This is a genomic window from Clostridium sp. C2-6-12 (genome assembly GCF_009928485.1).
In the GTDB taxonomy this organism is placed as follows: Bacteria; Bacillota; Clostridia; order Clostridiales; family Clostridiaceae; genus Clostridium.
Genome location: NZ_JAABNP010000004.1, coordinates 63,507 through 80,368, shown reverse-complemented (window position 1 = coordinate 80,368; position 16,862 = coordinate 63,507). Strand labels below are relative to the sequence as shown.

Below are 16,862 nucleotides of genomic sequence, written 5' to 3'. Positions count from 1 at the left end.
AACCTATTGATACTTAAATCAAGTTGATTTTAAGGAAATATTTGTTCAAAGAGGTGTTTAGAATGAGATTGATTTTACAGCATTTAAAAAAATACAAAAGATATGTATTTTTTAACATCCTAGGGGTTTTGGCTTTTGCTGTAGCAGAACTTGGGATTCCAACAATTGTATCTAAGATTATAGATAGAGGGATAGTATTAAATGATAAATACTACATATATAAATTAGGAATTGTGATTTTAATTGTAGCCATTATTGGCGGAATAGGTAATATTCTTATTGCTTATTGTAGTTCAAAGGTTAGTACTTCTATTACTAGAGATATTAGAAATGACATTTTCAAGAAGTCACAGGAATTTTCACATACAGAGTATAACAAATTTGGAGTTTCAAGCATGATAACAAGAACTACTAATGATGCATTTATTTTAATGCAGTTTATTAATGTATTATTTAGAACAGCACTACTAACTCCAGTAATGATATTTATAAGTATATTCATGGTAATAAAGACTAATATAACATTATCAATGGTAATAGCTGCGCTTATTCCAATTATTTGTGTTGCAGTATACGTTATCGCTAGAATTAGTGAACCAATAAGTTCAAACCAGCAAAATGGAATGGATAATATTAATAGAATATTAAGAGAAAATTTAACTGGAGTAAGAGTGATTCGTGCCTTTAGAAAAGATAAATACGAGATTCAGAGGTTTTCACAAGTGAATGGAGATTATTCATATAATTCTAAAAAGTTATTTAAGCTTATGGCAATTTCGCAGCCAGCATTTTTTATGCTTCTAAATATAGGACTTGTGGCTATATTTATTTTATCTAGTAAAATGATTGATAATGGTGTGCTCCAAATCGGAAGTTTAGTGGCATTTCAAGAGTATATGTTTCATGCTATGTTTTCAATTATGTTATTTTGTATTGTATTTGTAATGTATCCACGTGCTGCAATAAGTGCCAGACGTATTCAAGAATTATTAGATGAAGACCCCAATATTAAAAACCCAGAAAATCCTATAATCAATAGTGATGAAAGTGGAACCTTAGAGTTTGAAGAAGTATCTTTTAAATATACTGACAGCGAAGCTTCTGTTTTACAGGATATTAGTTTTAAAGCAAAAAGGGGAGAAGTAGTTGCTTTTATTGGAAGTACTGGTAGTGGTAAAAGCACATTAATTAATTTGATTCCAAGATTATATGATGTAAGTGGAGGAAGTATTAAAGTAGATGGAATAGACGTAAGAAAATATGATTTAAAATCCTTGAGAGAGAAAATAGGATTTATTCCACAGAAATCTATGCTTTTTTCAGGAAGTATAAATGAAAATATAAAATATGGGAAACATGATGCTATTAAAAAGGAAATAGAAGAAAGTGCTAAAATTGCTCAAGCATATGATTTTATAAAAGAGAAACCAAATCAATTTGAAGAAATGATTGAAGAAGGTGGAAGTAATTTATCGGGTGGACAAAAACAAAGATTGAGTATTTCAAGAGCAATTGTAAGAAAACCAGAGATTTATATATTTGATGATTCCTTTTCTGCCCTAGATTTAAAAACTGATGCTAAGTTAAGAAAGAATCTAAAAAAAGAAATTAAAGAAGCAATTACTTTAATTGTAGCACAAAGAGTATCTTCAATAATGGAAGCTGATAAAATTATAGTTTTAAACGAAGGAGAAATTGTTGGAATAGGAACTCATAAGCAGCTATTAAAGGATTGTCGCATTTATTATGAAATAGCTGCAAGTCAAATGTCAAAGGAGGAATTAGAACGATGAAGAGAAAAGATAATGGCATTAAATGTTTAATTCCATATTTAAAAAAATATAGAATAAAAATAATATTAGCAATTTTATTAATTGTTATAGCTGCTTCTTTAGCTGCATTTAGTCCAATTTTAGAAGGTGCCATCACTACCCAGTTATTTTCTGATTTTACTAATGGAAGATCAGTGAATTTTACGAAGATAGGGCAGATTATTATTACTTTAAGTCTTGTTTATTTACTAGGAACTATTAGCAGTTATGTTTATCAACTTTTTTTGACAGATGCAATACAAAATGCAATGGAGGACTTAAGAAAAGATGTTCAAAACAAAATCTCAAAGCTTCCAATATCATATTTTGATAAAAACTCTTTAGGGGATACTTTGAGCAGAGTTTCAAATGATGTGGAGACTATTTCTAATGCACTACAACAAAGCTTTGCACAAATTTTAAATGCAATATTAGGATTGAGCTTGGCAATATTTATGATGTTTAAGATTCAAAGTGTTTTGGCTGTTTCTTCAATAATAATTATAATTTTTTCAGTTATAATAGCTAAGGTTATTACAAAGAAGTCTCAGCCTATTTTTCAAAAGCAACAAGATGCATTAGGAAAACTCAATGGTATTGTGCAGGAGAAATATACAGGATTTAATGAAATCAAATTGTTTGGAAAGCAAGAAGCTTCCATGGAGGAATTTACTGAGATTAATGAAAAGTTGTGTAAAGAAGGTTTTAAAGCACAGTTCTTAAGTGGTTTGATGAATCCTCTTGTAGCTTTAGTCACATATATTGGAGTTGGAGCTGTAGCCATATTAGGTTCGTTTTATGTTATTTCTGGTACTATTGCTGTTGGTCAGCTACAAGCCTTTATTCGTTATATATGGCAGGTGAATCAGCCTATGTCGCAAATTACTCAGCTTGCTGGAGCAATTCAGTCTTCTATAGCAGCAATTCATAGAGTCTTTGAATTTTTAAATGAAGCTGAAGAAATAGATGATACTTTATTAGAAAAGCAAAATAATAAAAATTATGGAAATGTATCTTTTGAAAATGTAGCTTTTTCTTATACAAAGGATAAAGCGTTGCTTAACAATGTAAGTTTTCATGTAAAAAGTGGACAAATGGTTGCAATAGTAGGTCCAACAGGAGCAGGAAAGACTACATTAATCAATTTATTAATGAGATTTTATGATGTTACAGGAGGCTCTATAAAAATAGATGGAGTTGATATTCGCCATATGAAAAGAGAGAACTTAAGAGAAAACTTTGGAATGGTTTTGCAAGATACTTGGCTTTTTAAAGGGACTATTAGTGAAAATATAGGTTATGGAAAGGAAAATGCAAGTAAGGAAGAAATCATTTCAGCAGCAAAGGTGGCAAATGTGCATCATTTTATTACAACACTTCCTGAAGGCTATAATATGATATTAAATGAAGAAGCTAGCAATATTTCACAAGGAGAAAAACAGCTTTTGACAATAGCTAGAACTGTCTTATGCGATCCTCCTATTCTTATTTTAGATGAAGCAACTAGTTCTGTAGACACAAGATTAGAACAAAAGTTACAGTCTGCTATGAGAAATATAATGAAAGAAAGAACTTCTTTTGTAATTGCTCATAGACTTTCAACAATAAAAAATGCAGATTTAATATTGGTAATGAATGATGGAAGAATTGTAGAAACAGGAACACATGAAGAGCTTTTACAAAGAAAAGGATATTATGAACAATTATATAAGGCTCAATTTGGAGAAGCTGATGTGGTGTGATATTTTAAAGTTCATGATTTTAAATAGAATTCGATCATTTCATGTATACATTTTATCGAAAAAGATAATAAATTAATAAGATATTTATAATTAGAAATGGGCAATTAGTAGAAAACAAATTCTATCGATTGCTTGTTTTTTACATTCAAAAAAATATATAATAATTATCAGAAAAGGATGAAGCTAATTGTAGTTATATATTTTAATTAACAAATGAATCCTGACAATGTTTTAGTATTATTAATGAAGAGTATTTTTATAACTAAATAGGAGGCTAAAATGATTAAAATTAATTTAGAAGTTGATCAAGGCATTCCTCAATATGGTTGTAGTTCTTGTTGGAATTGCCAAAGTGATTTTGGAAAGAGTTTATGTTCGGTAAAAAATAGAGGATGTTGTTGGTATTTCCCTAAGTTTTCAATGTATGAAATTCATAAGATGGTAAAAACAGAAGAAGGCTTAGAAACCTTAAAGAAGATTATTAATCTTCCTAAAACTAAAATTCATAATTATTATATTCATGCAAAAGGATATTTTGATGAAGCAGGATATAACGAGTATATAAAAAATGAGTATAAATGCGGTACTACGGTTAAGGATAAAACTATATTTTTTAGGGCGTGTCCATTTGTAGAAGCAGGAAAAGGCTGTACATTACCTAAGAGGTATAGAAGCTTTGTATGTAATTTTTTTATATGTGATGATATATTAAATAAAGCAGAAAAATATGATGAATTCAAAAATTATATTAATGAACGTAATAGTTATGCTAGATGGATTGAATGGGAAAATGTTTCATTAGAAGCTTTATTTATGGAACAAAAATTAAATTTGGTAAATAACTATGATAAAATTATAAATATTCTTAAAGATATGCCACTGAGAGAATATGAATTTTTGAATTTAGTTCCAATAGAAATTTTAGATGAAGGAGAATACAAATGAAAGTTACTTATATAGAACATAGTTGTTTTTCAGTGGAACTCCAAAAAGTAATTTTATTATTTGATTATTTTAAAGGAGAACTTCCTGAATTTGATGAAAATAAAACAATATATGTATTTTCAAGCCATAATCACCATGACCATTTTGATATATCCATTTTTCAGCTTTTAAAAAGATATCAAAATGTTAAATATATATTTTCAAAAGATATTAAACGTAAATTTGGAAGAAAATTTTTTAATACGAATGGTGTTGAGGACGAGGTTTATGAGAATATTGAATTTATTAATATCAATCAAACTCTTCAAATATCAGATTTGACAATAGAAACATTAAGATCAACAGATGAAGGTGTAGCATTTATTATAACGGCTGAAGATAAGACAATTTATCATGCAGGAGATTTAAATCTATGGTGGTGGAATGGCAGAGATAAAAGTGATAATGAAAGAGCTAGAGAAAATTATGAAAAAGAAATAAATAAAATTAAGAAAAGACATTTTGATATTGCTTTTGTTGTTTTAGATCCAAGGCAGGGAGAAGAGTTTTATTTAGGGTTTGATTATTTTATGAAAAATACGGATACAGATAAAGTATATCCTATACATTGCTGGAATGATATTTCTGTAAGTGAAAGATTGAAGGGCATGGATTGTTCGGAAAAATATCGTGATAAAATATGTTCTTATCAATTTAATTAATACATTAAGTATCTTAAAGTAAGTTTATAATTATAAGGTCATCCTATAAAGTCAGAATAATTATAGGATGATCTTAAATCCATTAATATGAAATACAAGTAAATAGCATAAAATATTATCTGTTATTTAATTAAATAGTTTATTTCATTTTCTTTAATTTAGTGTTGTATAATATTATACAAGTGATGAAAGCACCTATGACTTTAACAATAAGGTCAGTAGCAGTGTCTTCAAGTCCTCCGTTAACCATATCTGTATTCAAGAAATAATCACACAAAAACTCAACTATTTCCCATAGAGTACCTATTGTAATTGAAAAGCAAAAAGCAAATATTGAAGAAAAGACAGCAAATCTACCTGTGCTTATACCCTTTTCTTTCTGTATAACTCCTCTAATTAAGTGGAGGGCAATGATAACGCCATAACAGCCAAAAGAACCATGTAGAAACAAGTCCCACCACCAAAACTTAGAATAAAATTTAAGATATTCCCCAAAATACAAGGCAAGTAAAACGAAAATTACTGATATAGTTTGAAAAGTTGAGGGTAAAATTAATTTAAGCTTATTTGAAACATATGTAATTATAAATGGGAATAAGATACATATCATAGCTTCAAATAACAAGGATATATTATCTTTTTGATTAGACATAAGTTTGAAAATAGCATTACCCAATAATATTATTTCAAATAATATGGTAATTGAGACAGCAATTTTAAGTTGTTTATTGAACATAAAAATCGACTCCTTATTTTTGAGTTATTATGAAAATACTAATTATATGTTTTCCATAATTACTTAAAAATATTGGTATAAATTCAAAATATGTGACATAAATATATGGTTTATAAATTTATATTTATTTGAAAAGAACATAAAAGTATGTTAAGAGAAAATCTTTAGAGTCATAATAATACTTTGTATAAAAAATAAGCTGATAGTAATGAAAAAATAAATTTTCTACTATCAACTATTTTTACTAAAAATCATTTTATTGTAGTATAAACCATGACTTTTATATAATTATGAAAAGTTTAGGTGAAATATATTAAACAGCTTTGATTTTCCAAGTAGTACTTTGATAATCTCCTTGAAGGTCAGGGATAGTAATGCCGCCATACATAAGCTCGTCCCCACCGAATATCATTCCAGAGGTTCCTTCGCCTTCAACTGAATAGTTTTTATCTGGATCTAACCCGCGTAAATATAATCTTTTTATTGGTTCATTTGGAGTGGTTAGAATCTTAAAATAGCTTACAAAAGCTTCTGCTTTATCTTCTGCTACAACCATAAAAGAAGCTTCGCTTTTTTCAAATGGATTAATAAGTCTGTACATATCTCCAAATTGAACTAATTCTCTAAGTTCTTTATAAGCTTTAACTTGTTCTTGTACAGTTTCTTTTTCTTCATCACTAAACTTAGTGAGATCAAGTTCATATCCAAAGTTACCGAGCATTGCTACATCACCTCTCATTTTTAGAGAAGTATTTCTGTGAACCTGATGATTCGGTACAGCAGATACGTGAGCTCCCATAGTACTGATTGGATAAACTATACTTGTTCCATATTGAATCTTCAATCTTTCTACAGAATCAGTATCATCACTAGTCCAAATTTGAGGCATATAGTAAAGAGTCCCTGGATCAAATCTTCCACCACCTCCAGAGCAGCCTTCAAATAATACATTTGGAAAAGCAGTCACAAGCTTTTCGTAAACTTTGTATAAACCTAACATATATCTATGTGCTGTTTCTCTTTGTCTTTCAGGAGGAAGAAGAGGAGATCCTATTTCGGTCATATTTCTGTTATAATCCCATTTTACATAGCTTATATTAACAGAGCTTAAAATAGAAGATAAAGAATCTACTATATAATCACATACATCTTCTCTTGAAAGGTCTAATACTAATTGATTTCTTCCTTGTGTACGATATCTGCCAGGTACATGAAGACACCAGTCAGGGTGAGCTCTATATAAATCGCTGTCAGGAGATACCATTTCAGGTTCAAACCATAAGCCAAATTGTAAGCCTAAATTGTTTATGCGGTTGCCTAAGTCATCTAGTCCATTAGGAAGTTTATTTCTATCAACAAACCAATCTCCTAGGGAAGAATTATCATTATCTCTTTTTCCAAACCAGCCATCATCAAGTACAAAAAGTTCTATTCCAAGTTCTTTTGCAGCTTTACCGATATTTTCGATTTTATCAGCATTAAAATCAAAATAGGTTGCTTCCCAGTTGTTTACCAAAATTGGTCTTGTTTTATCTCTATAAATACCCCTGCATAATCTTTTTCTATAAAGTCTATGATAGGTTCTTGACATCTCACCAAGACCATTTGAAGAATAAACCATTACAACTTCAGGAGTTTGAAAAGTTTCATTTGGTTTAAGGAGCCAAGAAAAATCAAATGGATTTATACCAAGAGATACTCTTGTTGTTTTGTATTGATCTACTTCAGCTTGAGCAAGGAAGCTGCCGCTATATACTAAGCTAAAACCATATACCTCGCCATTTTCTTCAGTAGCATCTTTACTAAGTAAAGCAATAAAAGGATTTTGATTATGGCTGCTTGAACCACGTCTGCTTTCTACTGATTGAGTACCAATTAATAAAGGAGTTTTTTCAATATGTCTCTCTCTTGTCCATGCACCGTGTAAATGTAGGAAATCATAGTCGGAATTATTGAAATCTATATTCATACTTAAAGCTCTTAATAATTTTAAATCTTCGCTGCCGCAATTTATAAATCTTACGCTTCTAGTTATGGCATCATAATTTTCATAAGCAGTGTAAGATAAAATAACTTTAAGTCCTATTAGTTCATCAAACATGGTTATTTCTAAAGTTTGAGCTTCGTCATCATTTTCAACATAAGTTGCAGGAAGACCTTCTAATTTAGGCTTTCCATTTATAATTTTGTGAGATTCATATCTTAAATCGGTTATAGTAGATCCGTTTTCAAGCTGAACTGAATAGGCAGGTGTACGAAAATCACTAGTTCCATAAGATGGATATTCTTGAGGAAGAGTATCAAGAGTTAGCATTCTATTATTTTGATTAGGACTTGGGGAAAAAGAACATCTTTCTCTAAGTGCTAATAAATTATTGCAGTTAAAATTTCTTAATTTTCTTCCAAAATAAATATGTGATAAATATCCATCTTCGTGAATTTGCAATATATAGCTAGTATTATTAGCTGTTAAATGAAAAGATTTTGTATTGTTATCATATATAATGCTCATATTAATTCCTCCACGTAATTTAAAATTTATTGATTAAGAATAATTCTGCTAATACAGAGTAAAAATAAATTTATTCTATTAAGACTTAGAAACTCTCTAAAAGGATCACAAGGGTTTCATTAAATATAAGTATAATGTTATTGGCGGAAAATGAAATGGAATAATATAAGATTATTATGGTATAATCTAAGAAAAATAATTTTGTTATATTTGAAAAAGAGGATTTTAAAATGAATAAAGATGTTGAAATGGCATTTTTTTCGCCAATTATTAAAGAAGGATTTCATATTACTGTATATCAATGTGGTATGGAAAAATGTAAGAAATCATATTCCTATGGTCCAGCGGTTAGAGATCATTATTTAATACACTTTATCCTTAAAGGAACAGGCACATTTTATGTGAATGGAAAGTCGTATAAGTTAAAAGAAAATCAGGGATTTTTAATTTGTCCAGATATTGTTACATATTATGAAGCAGATGAAGAAGATCCATGGATATATACTTGGATTGGATTTAAAGGAATAAAAGCAGAACTATATTTAAAATTAGCAAACTTGGATCAAGAAAATCCTATTTTTGAATGTAAAGAAGTAGAGTTTGTAAAGAAGTGTTTTGAAGATATGAGAAAAGCTGCTGAACTAAAATTTGCTAGGGAATTAAGATTACAAGGATTACTCAGTATGTTTTTATCTGAGCTTATTGAGGAGGCTGGAAAAAATTACACTATAAATAGTAATTATAAAGAATTATATATAAAAAAGAGCCTTCATTATGTTGAAACTAATTATGCTAGCAAGTTAACTATTGCTGAAATGGCTAAAAGTGTAGGGCTTAATAAAAATTATTTTAGTACATTTTTTAGAGAAAACATAGGTATGACTCCGCAGCAATACATAATAAAATTTAGAATTAATAAGGCTTGTGAACTTATGGAAAACAAAGGTTTAACAATTGGAGATATTTCTCGCTCAGTAGTATATGAAGATACCTTAGGTTTTTCTAAAATATTTAAAAAAGAAAAGGGCATGTCACCACAACAATATAGAAAAGGGGTCTGACCCTTGGGAAATATTGTAAATGCTCCTTTGAAGGAGCATTTAATAAGCTGGCTATTTTATCAGCTTTATTATTATTTTTTTGAATGGGATTTTCTTTTTTGAGGATTATTAGAAGCCATGTTATTCATATTTGAAGTGCCTTGATTTCCCATAAACATGTTTAAGAGTGAATTAATGTCGCCCATGTTAGGATTAAAACCATTCATGTTAGAACCAGCACCATTCATATTGTTAAAACCATTCATACTAGAATTATTGTTATTAAATGAAGCTCTATTATTGCCCATTCCACCCATAAGCAGGTTCATCAAAGGATTTCCATTCATGCCAGAATTCATATTTCCACCCATAGCGCCCATAAGCATATTTAATAGAGCATTACCATTTAGCATATTATTCATATTAGGCATACCATTCATTTGAGCTTGGCCATTCCCACGATTTGGGTTAGGCATAGAATTCATCATATTATTTCCTAAGCCCCCACCCATGCCAGATAAAAGTGAACTTAATATCATGTTTATTAATGGATTCATTTTACCACCTTTTTAATTAATTGCTTTAATATAATCTATTGCAATTAGCAATAAAAGGGTACAGATAAATTGTTTAAAATATGGATGTGAATAAATTATTTAAAATAATATACGAATTTTCATGATAGATGTGAATAAAAGAACTTTAAAAATGATGTATATAAACCTTAGAAATAAGGAAAAACAAAAATATAATATATTTTTTATAGTCTAGGAGAAATTTATGAGAATTGGAGACGTTGAAGTAGCTATAATTGACATAATAACTTTCATAGGGATAATAATTACTTTCTTAACAGGAGTATTTAACTTATTTCAAAATAAAAAAGGTTTATATATTAATAATATCACGCGCTTTAGGGTTATTTGGATTACTACACTTAGAGGACATATTGCAACCTTAAAAGAATTAAGTAATATAACTAACTTATATATAATAGCTAAAGATGGAACAAATAAAATAAGTTATAGGAGAGAGTTAGAGAAAAATGTTTCTTTAATAAAAATGTATCTCAACTTTAGTTCAAGATTAGATAAGGATTTAATATGCAAAATAGAAGATTTTAAAGCTGCTATAAATAGTTATTTATTAATGTTCTTTTGCAAAAATTCAATTAAAGATGTAGAAAATGAACATGAACTTGTGACTAAATTTCATGAAGCTGTGGATATAATAAATGAAAAGAAAGTTTTAAAGGAATTATTGAATGTAATACAAGATAATAAAAATAAGGATAAGATTGTTAAAATGGAAAATATAAATTTATTAGAGTTAAGAAGAAAAGTTAAAGAAGTATGTGGAGCAGATTCAAAACATATAAGAGAAATTCTTAAGCAAAGTGACCGCATAATAAATAAGTTTGAAAATGAAATTGAAGTTTTAAATAATGACATAGATTATATTGTTCAAATATATTTAAAAGCAGAGTGGCTAAAGTGCAAAATAGAAACAAGAATGTGGCCATTTTGCATATATAATGAAGATAAAGTTATAAGAAAGCTAGAAGAAGAATATGAGAAGAGCAAGTAAAAAATCAGTTCTTTAATCTCTAAATTATGGTAGATATATTTATTATATCTCTTACTGCTTAAGGAATTTAAGCTAAACTTATTGAATTAGAAAACTTATAATGATATTATTTTAGAGCTAATAAAAAATATAATTTATAAAAACTCATATCATTTAATGATATGAGTTTTTTGATAAAAGTGCTAAAATGATAGTAAAGCATAAAAGATGAATAGATTACATGTCTATAGGCAAAAAATAATTAGTATAATAATCACAGTAATTGTTAGGAGAGATATAGAGATGAGCGATTTAAGCAATTTAAAGGAATTGACAAAAGCTAAAGAAGAACAGGAAATGACGGAATTAAAAAATAAGATAATTGAAAGATTAAGCTCTATAAAAAGAGATGGAATAGATGAATTAATAAAATATCTAGAAGAAAGAACAGATTACTTTACAGCACCAGCTTCAACAAAGTTTCATTCTAACTTTGATGGAGGACTTGCATACCATTCAGATAATGTTGTTGAATTATTAATTCAGAAAAATAAACAATTTAAACTTGGTTTAAGTAATGAGACAATTTATTTAACAGGATACCTGCATGATTTGTGTAAATGTAATTTATATGAAAAGACAATGAGATTAAAAAAAGATGAAATGACAGGTAAATGGATAGGATATGCATCTTATGAATTTGATGAAAAAATTCCTTTAGGTCATGGTGAAAAAAGTGTAATTTTACTTCAGCAATTTGTAAAATTGACTTTAGAAGAATGTTTAATGATAAGATGGCATATGGGAGCATACGTACCAAAAGATGAATACAGGGATTATAATAAAGCCATAGAAATGTATAAATCTGTATTAGCATTTAGTAATGCAGATGCGGAAGCAGCTCATTTCTTAGAGGAAGTAAGAGAACCAGAACTTTATTCAATAGAAGAATATAACCAATTTGTGAAAGATAAGGCTATGAAGAAGAATAATTAACTCTAATTAAATTTTATATTAATGAGAAATTGGTAGTATTTAATAAGAAAGTTAAGCATAAGTGACGTTAAATAAATTTAACCAAGTATATCAAAGAAATATTGTCATAAATAGTAGCAATTTTAAAGATAATATAGTAAAATGTCAATGTTGTATGATAAAAGTGCTTCAAAAAAGGTGTATTATTAAAGAAATAGCAAGCCAATGATGTTGTGCATAATATGCGACTAGAACTTAATTTAACTAGAAAGGTTGTGATGTTAGGGTTGGAAAACAAGCTGAAGTTATACGGCTTTAACAACCTCACAAAAACACTTAGCTTTAACATCTATGATGTATGCTATGCAAAAAGTGAGCGAGAACAAAAGGACTATATTGCTTACATTGATGAGCAGTACAATTCAGAAAGACTTACAAGAATTCTGTGTGATGTAACAGAAAGTATTGGCGCACATGTACTTAATATTTCAAAACAAGATTATGATCCCCAAGGGGCAAGTGTTACTATTTTAATATCAGAAAAAAATTTAGGGGTACAAAAAATAGATGAATCTTGTAACAGAGGCGAAATAGAAATTATGAAAACGAGAGAAACTGTTGTGGGACATTTAGATAAGAGTCATGTAACCGTGCATACTTATCCTGAATATCATCCAGATAATTCAATTGCTACTTTTCGTGTGGATATTGACGTAGCCACTTGTGGAGAAGTTTCTCCATTAAATGCATTAAACTATCTTATAGGAAGTTTTGATTCAGACATCATAACGATAGATTATCGTGTTAGAGGTTTTACTCGAGATGTTGATGGTAAGAAATTGTTTATAGATCACAATATAACATCAATACAAGAATATATTGATGAAAATACTTTAAAGAAATACGATGCGATGGATATAAATGTATATCAATCAAATATATTTCACACTAAGATGTTGATAAAAGAAATGGAACTTCAAAATTATCTCTTTAATAGGGACGTTTATGAAATTAGGCCTAAGGAAAGGCTTGAAATTGAAAGCAACCTTCGTAAAGAAATGATTGAGATTTTCAGTGGAACTAATATATATTAATGGGGGGATTAAGAAATGAAGAATAAAGATATAAAATCCCACTCAAGAGCACCTATTTATGAAGCATTAATGGAATATAAAAAGGCTAGAGTGGTTCCTTTCGACGTACCAGGACATAAGCAAGGACGAGGAAATGCTATGCTTAGGGAATTTTTAGGCGAGCAGTGTTTATCAGTTGATGTAAATTCAATGAAGCCTCTTGATAATCTTTGCCATCCTGTATCAGTAATAAAAGAAGCAGAAGAACTTGCAGCGGATGCATTTGGCGCAAAACATGCATTTTTTATGATAAATGGAACGAGTTCAGCAGTGCAAGCTATGGTTATGAGTGTATGTAAAAAAGGTGAAAAGATTATCATGCCTCGTAATGTTCATAGAAGTGCTATTAATGCTTTGATAATAAGTGGAGCTATTCCTGTATATATAAATCCAGGAACAAATAAAAAACTTGGAATTCCTCTTGGAATGTCCGTTGAAGATATAAAAAAAGCAATTAAAGAAAATCCAGATGCAAAAGCTGTACTTGTAAATAACCCAACTTACTATGGAATTTGTTCTAATTTAAAAGAAATCACTAAAATTGCACATGAAAATGGTATGTATGTTTTAGTTGATGAAGCACATGGAACACATTTTTATTTTGGAGAAAACATGCCAATATCAGCAATGGAAGCAGGTGCAGATATGGCAGCAATCAGTATGCATAAAACTGGTGGTTCTTTAACTCAAAGTTCATTTTTACTTTTAAATTGCGATTTAAAAGTTGGATATGTAAGACAAATAATAAATTTAACTCAAACTACAAGTGCATCATATCTGCTAATGTCTTCTCTTGATTTAGCAAGAAGAGATTTAGTGCTTCATGGTAAAGAGATTTTTCCTAAGGTTGTACAAATAGCAGAATATGCAAGAAGTGAAATAAATAAGATAGATGGTTATTATGCATTTTCAAAGGAATTAATTGATGGTGATGCAGTTTATGATTTTGATGTGACTAAGTTGTCTGTTTTTACAAGAGATATAGGGCTTGCAGGAATAGAAGTGTATGATATTCTAAGAGATGAGTATGGTATTCAAATCGAATTTGGTGATATTGGTAATATATTAGCAATTATTTCAGTTGGAGATCGTAATCTTGCAATAGAAAGATTAATATCATCTCTGTCAGAAATTAAAAGACTATATTCAAAAGATAAAGCAGGAATGTTTGATCATGAGTATATAAATCCAGAAGTTGTACTTACACCGCAAGAAGCATTTTACTCACCAAAGGTTTCAATGCCCATGAGTGAAAGCAATAATGAGATATGTGCTGAATTTGTAATGTGTTATCCACCTGGAATACCAATTCTTGCTCCGGGAGAAAGAATAACTAAAGAAATTTTAGACTATATAAGTTATGCAAAAGAAAAAGGATGTTTTTTAACAGGAACAGAAGATCCTAAAATTGAAAATATCAATATAGTTGCTAACGGTGAAAGTGAGGTATAATTATGGAATTATGGTATACAGAACAACATACTGAAAATGTAAGATTTTCTATTAAAGTTGAAAAGGAAATCCATACGGAACAAACTGAAATTCAAAGAATAGATGTTTTGGAAGCAAAGGAATTTGGTAGATTTTTCACTTTAGATGGATTAATGATGATAACAGAAAAAGATGAATTTATTTATCATGATATGATAGTTCATGTACCAATGGCAACTAATCCTAATATTAAAAAGGTTTTAGTTATTGGTGCCGGAGATGGCGGAACTATAAGAGAACTTACAAGGTATGATTCTATTGAGCAAATAGATATGGTTGAAATAGATAAAAGAGTTGTAGATATTTGTAGAGAATACTTTCCTATAACAGCTTGTAAGCTTGATGATGAGAGAGTTAACAAATTCTATGAAGATGGCTTAAAATTTGTTCGTGGTAAAGAAAATGAATATGATTTAATAATAGTTGATTCAACAGATCCATTTGGACCAGGAGAAGGCTTATTTACTAAGGAGTTTTATGGAAATTGCTACAAAGCATTAAAGGAAGATGGAATATTGGTTAATCAACATGAAAGTCCATATTACGATGGTGATGCAGCAGCAATGAAGGAAGCACATGAAAAAGTAGTGAATTACTTTCCTATCATTAGAGTATATCAAGCACATATCCCAACTTATCCATCAGGGCATTGGTTATTTGGATTTGCTTCAAAGAAGTATCATCCAATAAAAGATTTAAATGCAGATGCTTGGAATAAGTTAGGCATAAAAACAAAATACTATAATACAGATCTTCATGTAGGAAGTTTTGCATTGCCTAATTATGTAAAGGAAATGTTGCCAGGTCTTACAGATTAAAAATTAAAATACATGTTTTTTTATCTTATTTAAGGTCTATTTTAGATTTTAAAAATTTATAAATCAATTGGAGGAATAAAAAATGGGAAGAGCGTTAATTATTGGTGCTGGCGGAGTTGCTAGCGTTGCTATTCATAAATGTTGTCAAAACTCAGAAGTATTCGAAGAGATCTGCATTGCAAGTAGAACATTATCTAAATGTGATGCAATAAAAGCTTCATTAGAAGGAAAAACTAAGACTAAGATACAAACAGCACAAGTAGATGCTGATAATGTACCAGAATTAGTAGAACTTATCAATAAATTTAAACCAGAAGTTGTAATAAATTTAGCACTTCCATATCAAGATTTAACAATCATGGACGCTTGTTTAGAAACTAAGGTTCACTATGTAGATACAGCTAATTATGAACCACTTGATACAGCTAAATTCGAATATAAATGGCAATGGGCTTACAGAGAAAAATTCGAAAAAGCAGGACTTACAGCATTACTTGGAAGCGGATTTGATCCAGGTGTTACAGGAGTATTCAGTGCTTATGCTCAAAAGCATTATTTTGATGAAATAAACTATATCGATATATTAGATGCAAATGCTGGAGATCATGGATATCCATTTGCAACTAACTTTAATCCAGAAATCAACATTCGTGAAATCACTGCTCCAGGAAGCTACTGGGAAGAGGGAAAATGGATAGAAACAGAACCACTAGAAATAAAGAGAGTTTATGATTTCCCAGAAATAGGGCCAAAAGATATGTACTTACTTCACCATGAAGAATTAGAATCTTTAGGTTTAAACATTAAAGGAATTAAGAGAATAAGATTCTGGATGACATTCTCACAAAAATATATAACACATTTAAATGTACTTGAAAATGTTGGAATGACTTCAATTGAACCAATTGAATTTGAAGGAAAGCAAATAGTTCCATTACAATTCTTAAAGGCAGTTTTACCAGATCCAGCATCACTTGGACCAAGAACAAAAGGTAAGACTAACATAGGATGTATCTTCCAAGGTAAAAAAGATGGAAAAGATAAGACTTACTATGTTTACAATGTATGTGATCATGAAGAATGTTATAAGGAAGTTGGCTCACAAGCAATTTCATATACAACTGGAGTTCCAGCTATGATAGGTGCAAGCTTAGTTATGAAGGGATTATGGAAGAAACCAGGAGTATATAATGTTGAAGAATTCGATCCAGATCCATTTATGGAAGAATTAAATAAATGGGGACTACCATGGAAAGAAAGCTTTGAACCAACACTTGTTGATTAATTAACTGATAATTAGCAGTTAACAGTTGAGGCGGAAAAGCCTTAGGGCTTTTATTAAATTGGATTTATTAAGAACTACGTTTGTTTTTACTGTTAATTTTATATTGA

At 29.4% G+C, this 16,862-nt stretch carries 14 protein-coding genes; 11 read left to right on the top strand and 3 right to left on the bottom strand.

Going from position 1 to position 16,862, the window contains the following annotated elements; translation table 11 throughout:
* Window positions 1-62 precede the first annotated feature (62 nt).
* From GXK56_RS04755 to GXK56_RS04740, 4 genes are all read left to right on the top strand, one after another.
* The gene (locus GXK56_RS04755) at window positions 63-1,793 is read left to right on the top strand and encodes an ABC transporter ATP-binding protein (RefSeq protein WP_160685676.1); all 1,731 of its coding nucleotides are present in this window, start codon (window positions 63-65) and stop codon (window positions 1,791-1,793) included.
* Window positions 1,790-3,553 carry an ABC transporter ATP-binding protein gene (locus GXK56_RS04750; RefSeq protein WP_160685674.1) on the top strand — a complete coding sequence of 588 codons (1,764 nt, stop codon included), beginning with the start codon at window positions 1,790-1,792 and terminating at the stop codon, window positions 3,551-3,553. The genes GXK56_RS04755 and GXK56_RS04750 overlap by 4 nt, the downstream gene beginning before the upstream one ends.
* 279 nt (window positions 3,554-3,832) lie before the next feature.
* Window positions 3,833-4,498: a hypothetical protein gene (locus GXK56_RS04745; protein WP_160685672.1), complete on the top strand. Its 666-nt coding sequence runs from the start codon at window positions 3,833-3,835 to the stop codon at window positions 4,496-4,498.
* Window positions 4,495-5,199, top strand: coding sequence for an MBL fold metallo-hydrolase (locus GXK56_RS04740; RefSeq protein WP_160685670.1), 705 nt, complete (start codon window positions 4,495-4,497; stop codon window positions 5,197-5,199). The genes GXK56_RS04745 and GXK56_RS04740 overlap by 4 nt, the downstream gene beginning before the upstream one ends.
* A gap of 139 nt (window positions 5,200-5,338) precedes the next feature.
* On the opposite strand, the gene GXK56_RS04735 is transcribed toward GXK56_RS04740, so the two are convergent.
* On the bottom strand, window positions 5,339-5,935 hold the full coding sequence (locus GXK56_RS04735; protein ID WP_160685668.1) for a hypothetical protein: 597 nt from the start codon (window positions 5,933-5,935) through the stop codon (window positions 5,339-5,341).
* 313 nt (window positions 5,936-6,248) lie between these two features.
* Window positions 6,249-8,447: an alpha-galactosidase gene (locus tag GXK56_RS04730; protein ID WP_160685666.1), complete on the bottom strand. Its 2,199-nt coding sequence runs from the start codon at window positions 8,445-8,447 to the stop codon at window positions 6,249-6,251.
* 230 nt (window positions 8,448-8,677) lie between these two features.
* On the opposite strand from GXK56_RS04730, the gene GXK56_RS04725 reads away from it, so the two are divergent.
* Window positions 8,678-9,508 (top strand): AraC family transcriptional regulator, encoded by an 831-nt coding sequence (locus GXK56_RS04725; RefSeq protein WP_160685664.1) that lies wholly within the window; start codon window positions 8,678-8,680, stop codon window positions 9,506-9,508.
* A 71-nt stretch (window positions 9,509-9,579) separates the two neighbouring features.
* Here GXK56_RS04725 and GXK56_RS04720 read toward each other — a convergent pair whose 3' ends face one another.
* Window positions 9,580-10,044, bottom strand: a complete 465-nt coding sequence (locus tag GXK56_RS04720; RefSeq protein WP_160685662.1) for an RNA-binding protein — start codon at window positions 10,042-10,044, stop codon at window positions 9,580-9,582.
* A gap of 223 nt (window positions 10,045-10,267) precedes the next feature.
* On the opposite strand from GXK56_RS04720, the gene GXK56_RS04715 reads away from it, so the two are divergent.
* From GXK56_RS04715 to GXK56_RS04690, 6 genes are all read left to right on the top strand, one after another.
* Complete coding sequence (locus tag GXK56_RS04715) at window positions 10,268-11,074, top strand: hypothetical protein (RefSeq protein WP_160685660.1); 807 nt, start codon at window positions 10,268-10,270, stop codon at window positions 11,072-11,074.
* 282 nt (window positions 11,075-11,356) lie between these two features.
* Window positions 11,357-12,049 carry a hypothetical protein gene (locus GXK56_RS04710; protein ID WP_160685658.1) on the top strand — a complete coding sequence of 231 codons (693 nt, stop codon included), beginning with the start codon at window positions 11,357-11,359 and terminating at the stop codon, window positions 12,047-12,049.
* A gap of 254 nt (window positions 12,050-12,303) precedes the next feature.
* On the top strand, window positions 12,304-13,122 hold the full coding sequence (gene speD / locus GXK56_RS04705) for an adenosylmethionine decarboxylase (RefSeq protein WP_202127830.1): 819 nt from the start codon (window positions 12,304-12,306) through the stop codon (window positions 13,120-13,122).
* A 15-nt stretch (window positions 13,123-13,137) separates the two neighbouring features.
* Window positions 13,138-14,613, top strand: coding sequence for an aminotransferase class I/II-fold pyridoxal phosphate-dependent enzyme (locus tag GXK56_RS04700; RefSeq protein ID WP_160685656.1), 1,476 nt, complete (start codon window positions 13,138-13,140; stop codon window positions 14,611-14,613).
* A gap of 2 nt (window positions 14,614-14,615) precedes the next feature.
* Window positions 14,616-15,470, top strand: coding sequence for a polyamine aminopropyltransferase (gene speE / locus GXK56_RS04695; protein WP_160685654.1), 855 nt, complete (start codon window positions 14,616-14,618; stop codon window positions 15,468-15,470).
* Window positions 15,471-15,552: 82 nt separating this feature from the next.
* Window positions 15,553-16,755, top strand: coding sequence for a saccharopine dehydrogenase family protein (locus GXK56_RS04690; RefSeq protein ID WP_160685652.1), 1,203 nt, complete (start codon window positions 15,553-15,555; stop codon window positions 16,753-16,755).
* Window positions 16,756-16,862: the final 107 nt, after the last annotated feature.

What these genes read in the sequence shown, in the direction of transcription:
- GXK56_RS04690 (WP_160685652.1), top strand. Translation starts at nt 15,553, where the DNA reads ATGGGAAGAGCGTTAATTATTGGTGCTGGCGGAGTTGCTAGCGTTGCT.
- GXK56_RS04710 (WP_160685658.1), top strand. Translation starts at nt 11,357, where the DNA reads ATGAGCGATTTAAGCAATTTAAAGGAATTGACAAAAGCTAAAGAAGAA.
- GXK56_RS04755 (WP_160685676.1), top strand. Translation starts at nt 63, where the DNA reads ATGAGATTGATTTTACAGCATTTAAAAAAATACAAAAGATATGTATTT.
- GXK56_RS04735 (WP_160685668.1), bottom strand. Translation starts at nt 5,935, where the DNA reads ATGTTCAATAAACAACTTAAAATTGCTGTCTCAATTACCATATTATTT.
- GXK56_RS04745 (WP_160685672.1), top strand. Translation starts at nt 3,833, where the DNA reads ATGATTAAAATTAATTTAGAAGTTGATCAAGGCATTCCTCAATATGGT.
- GXK56_RS04750 (WP_160685674.1), top strand. Translation starts at nt 1,790, where the DNA reads ATGAAGAGAAAAGATAATGGCATTAAATGTTTAATTCCATATTTAAAA.
- GXK56_RS04725 (WP_160685664.1), top strand. Translation starts at nt 8,678, where the DNA reads ATGAATAAAGATGTTGAAATGGCATTTTTTTCGCCAATTATTAAAGAA.
- GXK56_RS04700 (WP_160685656.1), top strand. Translation starts at nt 13,138, where the DNA reads ATGAAGAATAAAGATATAAAATCCCACTCAAGAGCACCTATTTATGAA.
- GXK56_RS04715 (WP_160685660.1), top strand. Translation starts at nt 10,268, where the DNA reads ATGAGAATTGGAGACGTTGAAGTAGCTATAATTGACATAATAACTTTC.
- GXK56_RS04730 (WP_160685666.1), bottom strand. Translation starts at nt 8,447, where the DNA reads ATGAGCATTATATATGATAACAATACAAAATCTTTTCATTTAACAGCT.
- speE (WP_160685654.1), top strand. Translation starts at nt 14,616, where the DNA reads ATGGAATTATGGTATACAGAACAACATACTGAAAATGTAAGATTTTCT.
- GXK56_RS04740 (WP_160685670.1), top strand. Translation starts at nt 4,495, where the DNA reads ATGAAAGTTACTTATATAGAACATAGTTGTTTTTCAGTGGAACTCCAA.
- GXK56_RS04720 (WP_160685662.1), bottom strand. Translation starts at nt 10,044, where the DNA reads ATGAATCCATTAATAAACATGATATTAAGTTCACTTTTATCTGGCATG.